Annotated in this window: 13 protein-coding genes and 1 pseudogene; 5 read left to right on the top strand and 9 right to left on the bottom strand. The window is 45.2% G+C overall.

Annotated elements, in window-relative coordinates; genetic code table 11:
* Positions 1-173 precede the first annotated feature (173 nt).
* From O59_RS19775 to O59_RS19760, 4 genes are all read right to left on the bottom strand, one after another.
* Entirely contained in the window at positions 174-563 is a 390-nt protein-coding gene (locus O59_RS19775; protein ID WP_157152662.1) for a hypothetical protein, read from the bottom strand.
* A gap of 152 nt (positions 564-715) precedes the next feature.
* Positions 716-1,198, bottom strand: coding sequence for a hypothetical protein (locus O59_RS19770; protein WP_157152661.1), 483 nt, complete (start codon positions 1,196-1,198; stop codon positions 716-718).
* Between the two features lie 100 nt (positions 1,199-1,298).
* A complete protein-coding gene (locus tag O59_RS19765) occupies positions 1,299-1,532 on the bottom strand; it encodes a hypothetical protein (RefSeq protein WP_040393635.1) in 234 nt (77 codons plus the stop codon).
* A gap of 153 nt (positions 1,533-1,685) precedes the next feature.
* The gene (locus tag O59_RS19760) at positions 1,686-2,081 is read right to left on the bottom strand and encodes a hypothetical protein (RefSeq protein WP_050977136.1); all 396 of its coding nucleotides are present in this window, start codon (positions 2,079-2,081) and stop codon (positions 1,686-1,688) included.
* A 268-nt stretch (positions 2,082-2,349) separates the two neighbouring features.
* On the opposite strand from O59_RS19760, the gene O59_RS19755 reads away from it, so the two are divergent.
* The gene (locus O59_RS19755) at positions 2,350-3,333 is read left to right on the top strand and encodes an integron integrase (protein ID WP_007645926.1); all 984 of its coding nucleotides are present in this window, start codon (positions 2,350-2,352) and stop codon (positions 3,331-3,333) included.
* A gap of 361 nt (positions 3,334-3,694) precedes the next feature.
* Here the strand turns inward: O59_RS19755 and O59_RS19750 are convergent, their stop codons facing one another.
* The gene (locus O59_RS19750; RefSeq protein WP_040393634.1) at positions 3,695-4,189 is read right to left on the bottom strand and encodes a GNAT family N-acetyltransferase; all 495 of its coding nucleotides are present in this window, start codon (positions 4,187-4,189) and stop codon (positions 3,695-3,697) included.
* Between the two features lie 41 nt (positions 4,190-4,230).
* Complete coding sequence (locus O59_RS19745; RefSeq protein WP_007645914.1) at positions 4,231-4,692, bottom strand: GNAT family N-acetyltransferase; 462 nt, start codon at positions 4,690-4,692, stop codon at positions 4,231-4,233.
* A gap of 274 nt (positions 4,693-4,966) precedes the next feature.
* On the opposite strand from O59_RS19745, the gene O59_RS19740 reads away from it, so the two are divergent.
* From O59_RS19740 to O59_RS19730, 3 genes and pseudogenes are all read left to right on the top strand, one after another.
* The gene (locus O59_RS19740; RefSeq protein ID WP_157152660.1) at positions 4,967-8,389 is read left to right on the top strand and encodes a glycosyl hydrolase; all 3,423 of its coding nucleotides are present in this window, start codon (positions 4,967-4,969) and stop codon (positions 8,387-8,389) included.
* Positions 8,390-8,504: 115 nt separating this feature from the next.
* Entirely contained in the window at positions 8,505-9,053 is a 549-nt protein-coding gene (locus O59_RS19735) for a PEP-CTERM sorting domain-containing protein (protein WP_007645911.1), read from the top strand.
* A gap of 177 nt (positions 9,054-9,230) precedes the next feature.
* A pseudogene (locus O59_RS19730) lies at positions 9,231-9,758 on the top strand (tRNA-uridine aminocarboxypropyltransferase); the annotation flags it as partial.
* 16 nt (positions 9,759-9,774) lie between these two features.
* Here the strand turns inward: O59_RS19730 and O59_RS19725 are convergent.
* Genes O59_RS19725 through O59_RS19715 form a run of 3 tightly spaced genes read right to left on the bottom strand, consistent with a single transcriptional unit; the run spans position 9,775 to position 11,327 of the window.
* Positions 9,775-10,233: a GNAT family N-acetyltransferase gene (locus tag O59_RS19725; protein WP_007645905.1), complete on the bottom strand. Its 459-nt coding sequence runs from the start codon at positions 10,231-10,233 to the stop codon at positions 9,775-9,777.
* Between the two features lie 37 nt (positions 10,234-10,270).
* A complete protein-coding gene (locus tag O59_RS19720) occupies positions 10,271-10,678 on the bottom strand; it encodes a GNAT family N-acetyltransferase (protein WP_040393630.1) in 408 nt (135 codons plus the stop codon).
* Between the two features lie 49 nt (positions 10,679-10,727).
* Positions 10,728-11,327: a CPBP family intramembrane glutamic endopeptidase gene (locus O59_RS19715; RefSeq protein WP_007645900.1), complete on the bottom strand. Its 600-nt coding sequence runs from the start codon at positions 11,325-11,327 to the stop codon at positions 10,728-10,730.
* Between the two features lie 187 nt (positions 11,328-11,514).
* Here O59_RS19715 and O59_RS19710 point away from each other — a divergent pair, with 187 nt between their 5' ends.
* Positions 11,515-12,414 carry an aspartyl/asparaginyl beta-hydroxylase domain-containing protein gene (locus tag O59_RS19710; protein ID WP_007645899.1) on the top strand — a complete coding sequence of 300 codons (900 nt, stop codon included), beginning with the start codon at positions 11,515-11,517 and terminating at the stop codon, positions 12,412-12,414.
* Positions 12,415-12,554: the final 140 nt, after the last annotated feature.

Here is a 12,554-nt window from a genome sequence, read left to right as displayed (position 1 = left end):
GATTTTCTAACTATACAGGGTGTCTACAGTTGGTGGGTAACTCGGCTCTATAACGCCGTGCTCAACGGCAGTTTGTAAGTCGCGGCTTTGTGGAATACTTTTGCGCAGCAAAACCACAAAGCCGCGACTTACAAACTGTCCAGCGCACGCAGTGCGCGGGTTGCAGCACTTTGTTAGGTTTTTGGTCTTTGCATGATATAGAGCGTAAGAAAAAATAATTGTAATGCCAAAATTGATGCGATTATTTCTTTGAAAGATGAATTTAACTCAATTAGTGCCTTTTCACTTTCATAGTTTGCCTTTTCATGCTCGAACTTTGCTTTAAATATTTCTACATATTCTTCACTGCGCATTTTTCCAGACTGAATTCTTTCTATGAGCTTACTTTGCAGCTCTGTATTTTCAACGTGCTTAGATGAAAGCGTTAATTCTGCTTCTAACCGTGTATTTAGCCAGTTGTAGAATACAATTACACCGATAAGTAAAAAAATACTGATGAAATAGCTAGCCGCGAACATTAGCCTTGATTTATTCATTTCTTTCCCTTCAGTAATGGCTGGCACAATACGCCCTTGTTCTTAACCTAACGTTGTGTTCAACCGCAGTTTGTAAGTAGCGCATTTGCGAAAAACTTCGCGTAGCGATTCGCTAAATGCGCTACTTACAAACTGTCGAGTGGAGGCGCGAAGCGCCGGAACGGTGTTGGAACACCTTGTTAAGGATTTTCATCAAACTCCACTGTAATACCATAAGGTGGTTTTGCTTCGCAATTTTCTGGGAATATACGTTCAATTTTTTTGATGCTCTTTATTTCTACATTTTTTTCCCATGGTTCTCCGGCCATGCCCCAGCCAGAACCACCAATTCCAGCTATTCGCCCCACAAACTCTACATATATAGGTTCCCGAATTTGGGTTTTTCTGTAGCTATACTCTTTTGAAATTCCAGTATTGCCAATGTCAGTGAAGCTCATTCCGCGACTACTAGAGCAAGAGAAAAACCCACTCAGCTCTTCGTCGTCAATGATATAGCCAGAAAATTCAGTCCACTGCTCCGAATAATATTTTTCATGAAACAAATACATTCCCGCTCCAGTAAATATAACGAGAACGGCACATATGAAGATGTAAGTTGAAATTTGATTTAAGCTCATTGATTCCTTAACGTTCGGTTCAACCGCAATTTGTAAGCGGCGCATTGCGATAAACTTCGCGCAGCGATTCGCTAATTGCGCTGCTTATAAATTGTCGAGCGCAAGCGCGAAGCGCTGGAGCGGTGTTGCAACCGCTTGTTAGAAATTACCACGAGACGTCAATTATTATATTTCCGTCAATGTCTCTTTGCTCAACTGATTGGGTTCTATTAAAACCGTTTATTGAAGTATGGTCCGTGTACTCAACTGAACCTACTTTTTCACCTTTCGAGTTAATAATTGAGTATGTCCATATATCTGTTTCAGCCATTGGCCCTTTTGAGCGATGCCCTTCTTTTACAAGAGTATCTCCAGCACTTAACTTAAGTTTATCTTCCAAGGTACTTTCTCCTAATATTTTCTAACGTTCGGTTCAGCCGCAGTTTGTAAGCGGCGCATTTACGATAAACTTCGCGCAGCGATTCGCTAAATGCGCTGCTTACAAACTGTCGAGCGTAAGCGCGAAGCGCTGGAGCGGTGCTGCAACCGTTTGTTATGTGATTTTTTGGGAGAAAAGTTTAACCACCTGAGGGAAAACAGTCAGCACCAACCACAATACTAAAAAATATATAGAACAGAAAATTGCGCCAGTTATGGGGGCAAAGGTTCTCCCTGTGTCGGCTATTACTTCTTGCATTGCCTTTTCTTGGTCTGGTGTTATTTCTATGCCCGAGAAAATTCCGTCACCGTTTAAGTCAAATGCTGCCAGTTGATTATCGAGCTTGTTATTAATATAAGCGACAGAGACAATAATGAATATGTAGACTAATAAAGCAGAAATTAATGCAACAGAATAATTTCGTAATTTCCCTGAATAAAGGAGTTTATTCGCCAAATAAATACTCAATGGCGAAAGAATCAGAAAGCCTAAATATATAAAGATACTCATTATCTTGGAGCACTCTCACACATAACAGTTTATTATATTGCGCTGACTATATAACCCACGGATTATTATCTCAACTAATTTGGAGTTGCGCCGTGTAACTCCCAAAATTGAAGCGCCTGCAATTATATCAACCCCTTATAAATCAATGACCTAATGATTCATACAAATTAATTATGGAGTTATACAGCGCAACCAATCTCAATTAATTGCATTTTTAATTTCGGATAGCTAAACTGGAATAATACTGGTTATCCAAACAGGTGCATTTATGGAAGATGTGCGCATTCCTTTACCCGCTTCACCAACCAAGTTTTTAGATCAATTCCGTGTCTTTATACGCACAGATGGAAAAAGTTATTCAACCGAAAATACATATGTGTATTGGGTTAAACAATTTATCTTATTTAATAATAAGGCTCATCCCCAAAGCCTTGGTAATCAAGAAGTAGAAGCATTCTTGACGCACTTGAGCGTAGCAAAAGATGCTTCCCCGAATACCCAAAAGCTTGCACTTAATGCGTTGATGTTTTTATACAACCGCTTTTTAAATACCCCCATAGAGCAACTCAATTTCAAGTACGCGAAAAAGCCAATTCGAACTCCTACAGTTTTCACTCATGAAGAAGCTATGTCCGTTATTGATTGTATGGTTATGCCCTATAAACTGTTGGCTCAGCTTATGTATGGTTGCGGTCTTCGGGTTTCTGAGGCCTTACGATTGCGCGTTAAAGATGTTGATTTCGCAATGGGTTACATTGTTATTCGAGATGGAAAAGGATTTAAAGATAGAACAACATTACTTCCCAAAAGTATAATTTCTGACTTAAAAAAGCAGATTGATATAGTTCAAAATCTGCTCGAGTACGATAAAACCTGTGGTATTGCAGGTGTATATATGCCTAACATGCTTGAAAAAAAGTATCCTTCTGCAGGGCATTCCCTAGGTTGGCAATTTTTATTCCCAGGCAATGAACCAAGTAAAGACCCGCGAACCAACCTAATTCGCAGACATCATATATATCCAACAACAATCCAGTCTCATGTAAAGCATGCAATCAAAAAAGTGAGCATCCATAAACATGCTAGCTGTCACACATTCCGCCACTCCTTTGCTACCCGACTTTTACAAGCCAAGTATGATTTAAAGCAAATTCAAACATTGATGGGGCACACTGACATTCGAACTACCGAAATCTATTTGCACGTGCTGGACGAGCTCGGAGATCGTGTCAAAAGCCCTCTGGACGCCTAGCTCAGAAATGTGGAACTTCCAAATGAATACGTATTTCACCTTCTTTAGCTTGATAGTCCGCTTCGGGCAAACTGCCGACCTTGAATCTGTTGGGGTTCGTAAACTCACCGGCAACCCACCTTGATTGTGCCATTGTTCAAGAGCGGCAAACATTCGATCTTCAATCTGTTGCTCGCAAACTCAGTCTACGCGACCCGCTGCAACCTACGGGAACTCATGACAACTACAACTCTTACTTACACTGAAGTCAATTACAAATCCATTACGCCACATAACACACCTCATAGAATGAGCAGAGGCGTTCAACATGTCACTAGAAAAAAATATGCCCCCCGTTCTAACCAGCAAACCCAATTAAGATTTATTCATCCCGCACCCTACTGTAATGCAGCTCATTAAACACAGAGCCATTTTTGTAAATAGCTTTTTGCAAAACAGCTTCTAGTTTGTATCCGCTTTTTTGTAAAACTGTTGCAGAGGCTACATTTCCTTCCATAACGGCAGCATAGAGCCGAATTAGGTCTGTGCTTTCAAAGAGTAAATGAGTGAACTTTTGCAAGGCTTCTGAGGCAATACCTTGCCCCCAATATGGCCTTGCCCCCCAATAACCTATTTCTGCTGTTTTTTGTTTTTCAAATTCACCGGGAATGGCACCTATTGAGCCTACAAAAATACCATTGCTGACTATGGCGCGGGTAATGCCAAGCTTGCTGCCTGTTTCTACCCACCAGCGTGCTGCTTCAGGTGTATAGGGCTGCGGGATTCTTGCGGAGAGAAAATGTGTTTGGGCGGTGTCATTCAAATATGAAACCAGCAAATCCTCGTCTGTTTTTTCAAATTGCCTTAGCGCTAACATTTTTATCGCCACCTTGCATTTAAGTATTTTCCTGTAGGTTTTTAAGCCGGTTCAATTTTCATCAAGGTCGCCTCGCCACCGCGATACGATTCTTGTGCAATAAATTGCCAACCCAGACTTTCATAAAAATGCGCCTGATCGGGGGTGAATAAATAGATGGGGCTATAGCCGAGCGTTTTTGCGACGGCGACTACCTTGTTCACCAACAGTGCGCCTATGCCCTGCTTACGATAATCCGCATGCACATACACACTCGCCAGCCAGGGCGATAACTCCGGGTGGCTGTCCATATCGCTTTCTACCAAGGCCGCAGTACCCAATACCTTATCGCCATCTACACAGATATACATACTTGGTATCGCCGTCGCCGAGAGGTAACGCTGCATTTTTTCAATGCGCGTTGCGACTGTGCCGCCGGGGTTTAAATAGCCCCACTGCGCGTGATGCCACTGCGCAATGGTGGGAATATGCTCAGGTGCTGAGCGTAAATTAATTATTTTCAATGGTTAGCCTCCGTCGTTCTTGCTCTCACCATAATCCGCCGTTACGAATAAGCAGAATTTTTCTCAGATCGAATGCGTTGCAACAACGCACATCATCGCGCCTGTCCCAGAATTCCGCCACATTTTCCGCAAAGTGGAACCGTCCCACCTTCATTCCTCCGCCAATTTGGGACGATTTCATCGGCTCAGCTACCTACATTGGGACACCGCTCGCGTCAGGATAAAAGCGGCACCATTTTCTAACAATAATGACGGTCTACTAATAGGAAATAACATGAAACAGTTACGACAAACCCTACGTGCGTGGGGGGCTGGTGTGATCGCGCCCCTTGCCTTTACCTCTATCGCGCTTTCTCCCATCGCCCTTGCCCCGAGTGCATTTGCCAATGTAACGCCCTACGGTGCGGGCAATATTGCTAATGGGCCAAACCCCGCCGGGTATAAATGCGCAACCGATTATGGCTACTGGATTTATAACGCCGGGCTGGTAAAACCCGGCGTGAGTAGCTGTAACCCCATTGGTTCACCCACACCGATTTACCCGCAACTGGTTTCACCGGCTGCTGATAAACACACCATGACCCATCGCTGGTGGGGTTCTATTTCATTTATGGGCGAGATGAAAGTGGGCGACCCCAACGGTGCCGGCTATATCACGCCAGACCCAATTACCGCGCGCATTACCGATCGCGGTGTGCGAATTTTGGGAATACCGGGCGGGTTGCGCACCAATCCCACGGCTACACAATATTCCATTCCCGATCCGTTTAATGAAGTGTTTGATGGTATTGCCGTAAGCAACAGTGATTACAGCAACCTTGAAGCTTATTTAAAAGACTATAGCGATGGTTCAGTGACCGTGCAGTGGCAAAGTGCGGGCACGGCGGTGATGGAAGCCACTTTTGTACACGGCTCGCCTTACGCTTATTTCACGGCGTTAAAAGGTAATTTACAACTGCGCACCAAAGCGGGTGACGGCGGCGAAAAGGGTGTGTTTTATCAAGCGGGAAATAGCTTGGGTGTGTGGACGAACGTTGCGGGTAATCACAATAACTTTTTAATTACCGGTCACGATGTCACCAGTTTCAGCAACCCGAATACGGCAACGATTGGTGTGAACAATGCCAGTAAACGCATGACGGTTACTCTGCTTCCGCAAACCTCCGGCATGCCATCCACCGCAATGATTCAGGATTTCGCCCAACACGCGACCCAGCGGGTGGACAGGGTCAACATCACCTACGCGGTTAATCGCAACAGCAATAAAGTGACCGTCACTCACACCTATCAATTTAATGGTATGCCAGTAACGACTATGGCGGGCCTGCTGCCTATGGCGTGGAAAAATGCAACGCAACAAGCATTCACACCTTACAAAGTGCGCAGCGCACGCGGCGTTACCAAATTTGCGGCGACTAAAAATTTCAGTTACACCATTCCGTTTGTGGGTGTGCTGCCCTACTTACCGGAAAATATTGGCGACTATGATGAAACCCGTTTACGCCAATTAGTGAATGAATTTATTAGCCAGGATCCCGCCAGCTGGAACACCTTTACCGATACTTATTGGGCCGGGAAAAATTACGGCAAAATTGCTGAACTCGCTGCAATTGCGCGTTCAATTGGGATGACGGCGGAAGCCGATCAATTAATTGCGTGGCTTAAAGCTGAATTGGAAGATTGGTTCCGTGCAAATACCAACGGCAGTTTGGACACCACCAAATATTTTGCCTACGACAGCAACTGGAACACGCTGCTTGGTTTTGACGAATCCTTCGGTTCACAACAGCAATTAAACGATCACCACTTTCACTACGGTTATTTTGTGCGCGCTGCGGCAGAAATTTGTCGCGTAGAAGCCAGCTGGTGTAGTGCAACCCAATACGGGCCAATGGTGGAATTATTAATTCGCGATTACGCCGCCGCCCGCGACGACAATTTGTTTCCCTACTTGCGCAATTTTGATCCCGCCAATGGTTTTTCCTGGGCATCGGGTCATGCAAATTTTGTCTTGGGCAACAATAACGAATCCACCTCGGAAGCAGCGAATGCTTATGGCGCGATGGTGCTTTACGGACAAATCACACGCAATAAAGCCATCACAGATCGCGGTATGTATTTACATGCATCGTCCACCGCTGCCTATTGGGAATACTGGAATAATATTGATCGCTTCCGTGGTTTAGGTGGCGACTACGACAACTTCGATTCCGCCTACCCCAAAATGACCACCTCCATTATTTGGGGCAACGGCCATGTATTCTCCACCTGGTTTAGCGGTGCTTACGCGCATATTTTAGGCATTCAAGGTTTGCCCTTAAGCCCATTGGTATTTCACATTGGCCAGCACGCAGATTATTTGGATAACTACGTTGAATTAGGTTTGAGCCAATCCAGCAATGGCAAACCCTCCGGTTTAATTGATGATCAGTGGCGCGATGTCTGGTGGAATATTTGGGCGATGAGCAATGGCGAAGCCGCCGTGGAGGATATGCTCGCCTACAATTTTAATTACACACCCGAAGCGGGCGAAACCAAAGCACACACTTATCACTGGGTGCACACACTTAAACAACTCGGTCATTTAGCCACAGGCACTGGTGCCTTAACCGCGTCCAGCCCTAGCGCTGTTGCCTTTAATAAAAATGGTTTGCTGACTTACATCGCCTACAACTTTGGTTGCAGCCCACAGTACGTGCGCTTTTCCGATGGCATGACGTTGAATGTTCCGGCAAATAGTTTTCGCATAAAACGCACCGGTGAAACGCCTGATGCATTGCCCACCTCAACCAGTTGTACACCGGCAACCGGGAGCAGCAACAGCAGTGTGGCAAGCTCGGTGACTAACAGTGTGACCTCATCAAAAGCCAGCAGCTCGGCAGCAACGTCGGTTGCAACTTCTGCAGCAACATCAGCGACAACATCGAGTGCCATTGCAAGCTCAAGTGCAATGTCATCGAGCAGCGCGCAGGGTTCGAGTGCAGCCAATAACAATCAATATGGTCACACCGTATTGAGTAGTGACAGCCTGCGCTTTTTTGCCAACAACGCTGCCTGGGCGGATATTCATTTCACGGTGAATGGTGGGCCGCAACAAAATTTCCGCATGACACACAGCAGCGATAATTCAAATTTTTATGAATTAACGGGTATTCCCGCTGGTGCAACGGTTCGCTACTTTATGACTATCGCCCAGGACATTGGCGCCATCGATACTGTATGGGTTGAACTGGTGATGAGTGGCGGCGGTGCTTCCAGTCCATCGACAAGTAGTACACCGGCAAGCAGCTCATCCAGCAGCAGTTCGGTTGCGAGTTTTAGCCGATTTATTGAAGCAGAAACCTATGCGTTTATGTCTGGGCTGGAATTATTTCCCACCGCCGATGTTGGCGGCGGGCAAGTAGTGGGCGCGATTGATAGTGGCGATTGGATGGCGTTTACCAATATCAACTTTCCATCATCCGGCAGTTATTTAGTGGAGTACCGCGTTGCCAGCCCCAGCGGTGGAATGTTATCGCTGGATTTAAATGGCGGCTCGATTGTATTGGGCAGCGCTGCGATTCCAGCAACCGGTGATTGGGGCAACTTCACCACCATCAGCCACACAGTGAATATCAACGCGGGAACATTCAATGTTGGTATTTATGCACAGCAAGGTGGCTGGAGTATTAACTGGTTGCGCATTACCAAACTCTGACAATTAACTATTTAATTACTCAACATTTTAATCACTCAAACACACCATGCCACTGCGCAGCTATTTGTTAGTGACTTGGCAGTGGCATGGTTAACCTGAAAACAAATGGATATTTATGATGAAAAAAATAATTTCGACTTTTGCAATCACCGCCAGCTTGCTGCTCAGCACTCAGGCAAACGCCGTAATCATCGACGCCTCCACCGCGATTCCCGATGCAAATATTTTATTGAACTTTAACGGTCTGGATTGGGTTTACGCTGGCCCTATCGGTACCGGTGAATGGGGCGAGGGCAATATTGAAGCGCCTGAATATCGCGCGAGTGAAGGGTGGCGTTATGCAACAGCAATGGAGTGGGCCATGCGCCCTGACTGGACTGACTTTATTATTGGCGATGCAATCATCAACCCCGATTCTGGTTTTGGTGATCATTCGTTGTATCGCTTTGCTTCGGAATATTGGAGCAACTTTAATCACATTGATCTAAGCGATGCATCCATGGGGTTAATCACTAACGGTTTTGATATTGGTTCACTGGAAGACGCTTGGGAGACTTGGTACGTTCGCGATAGCCGCACCAGCAGCGTACCTGAATCCTCATCCATTGCACTCTTAGGTCTGGGTTTATTCGGTTTGCTTATCGCACGTAGAAAGAAAAACTGACAATCCATATTTAAACGGCCACTTCTTAAACAGTCAGGCCTTAAACAAAAAAGGGTTAAAACAACAACGTCGCGCTGTTGTGCGGCGTTGTTGCTTTTAGCTTAACAATAATTAACTACTGTAATTAACTGCTGTAATTGCCGGTGAACTTCATTTACATTAACCGACCACTGCCCAACAAGTGACCTGACGTTAATGCCAACACCACTCCACATTATTTTATTAACCCATGAACGCGAAGTTCAGCGCAAAACCAATACTGGAATCATTGCGTTAAATCTCGCGAGTGAATACGTCGAGCGTGTCATATGGGAGCGCACCAAGCCCAATCAAAACTTGTTAAATTGGCTGGCTACCGAAAAAGCGCTGCTGCTTTACCCTGCGGATAACGCTGCACCCACTGCTGAAAATTCACCCATTACCGAAGCCACACACAGCACTATCGATAAGGCTGAAACCATTATTATCATCGACAGCACCTGGCAGGAAGCGCAAAAAATATTTAACAAAAGCCCTTACCTGCAACGCGCGCCCAAGGCAGTATTGACTGCGCAAAAGCCATCAACCTTTACCCTGCGCCGCAATCAACCCGAAGGTGGCCTATGTACGATTGAGTGCATTATTGAACTCTGCAAAATGAGAAACCTGAATAGCCTCGCGGAACAATTAACGGCGGCGTTTGCGCAACACAATCAAAGGCCATAACAAAAAAAACCTGCAATTAGCTGGTTATAATATTTTTGTTATAGGCAATAAACACAGTGTCATTTTTCCAGCCCAGTGATTCGTAAAGCGCCTGCGCCGATGTATTGGTTCTTGCGGTAGTTAAATCCATACGCGCGACGCCAGCAAACTCTGCCTGCTGTTCCGCCGCCAGCAACAATGCCCTACCAGCGCCAGTGCGACGTTTAGCCGGGTGAACAAACAAATCGTAAAGAACATAAATGGGGGCGGCGATTACTGAGCAAAAGCTGGGGTAGAGCTGACAAAAGCCAACAGGCTCTCCGTATTCTTCCGCCAATAAAATAACTGATTCCTGATTATATATACGCTGCTTGATAAAACTCATCGCCAATTCAAGGCTGGGAGCTTGTTGATAAAACTGACGATATAAATCAAACAAAACGGCTACCGAATTAATATCGTCAATACCTGCGGTTTTTATTGCGAGTAGGCTCATAAAAGATTCCTTTTAGTAAAAAATAAATCCAACAATATCAGCGCATTGTCAGGCGCATTAACTGCATGCCACCCACATCGGTGACAAAACCAAATTGCTGGTAGTAACTTTGTAATTCAGGCAGGCAATACAGTTCAATGTGTTTTACCCGCTTGACCTTGGCGTGAGCTTTTACATACTCCACCAACTGCGAACCAATTTTATGGCCGCGATAACCTTCGCCCACAATCACATCAAACATCAAAGCTTTAAAAATACCGTCGGTTAACACCCGGGTAAAACCAATTAAATTATTCTGTTCGTCAATTACGCCAAGAGTAATGGAAGATCCGGCGAGTACGGCGTTAACTTCTTCCAGAGTACGGGTATTTGACCACCACTGTTGCAAATATAGCTGATGCAATTGCGGCAGATGATGGGGCGCCAGGGTTTCAATAATTTTCATATCGGGTTTCAAGAGTGTTAATAAAAGACGGTGATAATTCCAATAAGAATCAGGACAAAAAATAATTATTGGTAACGCGCGGCGGCAACCCCAGGAGTTGGGGATATTTAATCATCACCCCCAAGGCGATCAAGTCGTAAACGGCATGCCATACAATCACGAGCATTGCACTTTGGGTGAGATGATAAACAATACCAAACAGCAAACCCATGACGGTTGCCGCAATAAAATAAGACCAGGACAAAAAATGCAACAACCCAAATACTAATGCCGGTGCAAAAATAGCCAGGTAAATAGCAACATGATTCGCCAACCAGGACTGCAAGGCAATGCGAAACAGCAACTCCTCACCCACGCCAGCAAGCAGTGCAACACAGGCAATTTTAGCCCAGGAGTAGTCGGCAAAATGCACGGTTATTTTCTGCACATCTGCCAATAAGGTTGCCGCAAATCGCCCGCCATGGCGATACATGAGGTAGATAGTGCCATAGGTGAGAAGCGCCGCCAGAACTGCCAGGAGCAAATCCATACCCGCTGAAAAGCCCCACCACTGCCAATCGATAGCGGCAAACTGGAGTGCTCCCAGCCCCAGAAGCAGGATCGTGACCTGACTGGTCAAGACTGCCGAAAAACCCAATTTCTTTTCCATTTAATCCTCTGCAATTCATCTTTGCCCGGGCGGGAAGGGGGTGCTGCCACAGGGCTGGCAGCGAAATGACGTTTTATACCAGCTAAGGCTGCAAGCCGCACAAACTTCTTACATTTGTCCGTTGAAATAGCCATACCCCATCAGTATTCTGGCGGCCTGTTTAGCAGCCCCCCCGGAGATCTAACAAATGGGACTTTTGGTACTGGCCATTTTTATTATTTCGGCCATTTATATCCAGAATCGCGGTACTGTCCAGCATGAACGCTGGCAGCGCAAATTGAGCGACCACGCCAACTTTTTAGCACCTATTAATTGCCTGTTTTATATTTTTGCCAAGGATAAAAAGACCGCCTACCTTAACCCTGCTGATTTCCCTGAGCTGAAAATTTTACAGGACAACTGGGAAACCATTCGGGACGAGGCATTAAGCTTGAATGCCGAGGCGAAAATTAGAGCCTCAGATAAGCTGGATGACTTGGGTTTTAACTCCTTTTTCAAAACTGGCTGGAAGCGTTTTTACCTGAAATGGTATGGCGCCAACCTTAAATCTGCCGAACAGCTTTGCCCGCAAACGGTAGCGCTTATCAACCAAGTTCCCAATATCAAGGGCGCTATGTTTACTATGTTGCCGCCGGGTGCGCGCTTGGTAAAACATCGCGACCCCTACGCTGGTTCGCTGCGCTACCACCTGGGTTTATCCACCCCCAATTCCGAAGACTGTTTTATTAGTGTGGATGGCCAACCCTATTTTTGGCGCGATGGCGAAGCAGTAATGTTTGATGAAACCTATATTCATTACGCACACAATAAAACCGATCAAAATCGAATCATTTTATTTGTGGATGTTAAACGCCCGGTCAATTTCTTTCTGGTCGATTGGTTTAATGAACTCTTTTCGCGCATTGTGGTGGCTGGCTCGGCAACCAAGAATATGGATGGCGACAAGGTAGGTTTTTTAAACCGCGCCTTTGGCACGCTGTATAAAATTCGCTTGCTCGGCAAAAAGCTCAAGGCATTCAACACTACACTTTATTATTTAGTGCAATACAGTTTGTATCTCGCACTTATTTACTGGATTTTTTTCTAACAAAAAATCTCATTAAAAAAGGCAGCCCTCATGGCTGCCTTTTTATTTATCTGTTTTTTACTTTTTTACTTTTTTACTTTTTTACTTTTTTACTTTTTTACTTTTTTACTTTTTTACTTTTTTACTTTTTTACTTTTTTA

The organism is Cellvibrio sp. BR (genome assembly GCF_000263355.1).
Taxonomy (GTDB): Bacteria; Pseudomonadota; Gammaproteobacteria; order Pseudomonadales; family Cellvibrionaceae; genus Cellvibrio.
This window is presented reverse-complemented; position numbering and strand designations above follow the sequence as displayed.

Excerpts from the sequence above, each read along its gene's own strand:
- O59_RS19755 (WP_007645926.1), top strand. The coding sequence starts at position 2,350 with ATGGAAGATGTGCGCATTCCTTTACCCGCTTCACCAACCAAGTTTTTA.
- O59_RS19735 (WP_007645911.1), top strand. The coding sequence starts at position 8,505 with ATGATGAAAAAAATAATTTCGACTTTTGCAATCACCGCCAGCTTGCTG.
- O59_RS19710 (WP_007645899.1), top strand. The coding sequence starts at position 11,515 with ATGGGACTTTTGGTACTGGCCATTTTTATTATTTCGGCCATTTATATC.
- O59_RS19725 (WP_007645905.1), bottom strand. The coding sequence starts at position 10,233 with ATGAGCCTACTCGCAATAAAAACCGCAGGTATTGACGATATTAATTCG.
- O59_RS19760 (WP_050977136.1), bottom strand. The coding sequence starts at position 2,081 with ATGAGTATCTTTATATATTTAGGCTTTCTGATTCTTTCGCCATTGAGT.
- O59_RS19770 (WP_157152661.1), bottom strand. The coding sequence starts at position 1,198 with ATGCGCCGCTTACAAATTGCGGTTGAACCGAACGTTAAGGAATCAATG.
- O59_RS19715 (WP_007645900.1), bottom strand. The coding sequence starts at position 11,327 with ATGGAAAAGAAATTGGGTTTTTCGGCAGTCTTGACCAGTCAGGTCACG.
- O59_RS19750 (WP_040393634.1), bottom strand. The coding sequence starts at position 4,189 with ATGTTAGCGCTAAGGCAATTTGAAAAAACAGACGAGGATTTGCTGGTT.
- O59_RS19740 (WP_157152660.1), top strand. The coding sequence starts at position 4,967 with ATGAAACAGTTACGACAAACCCTACGTGCGTGGGGGGCTGGTGTGATC.
- O59_RS19720 (WP_040393630.1), bottom strand. The coding sequence starts at position 10,678 with ATGAAAATTATTGAAACCCTGGCGCCCCATCATCTGCCGCAATTGCAT.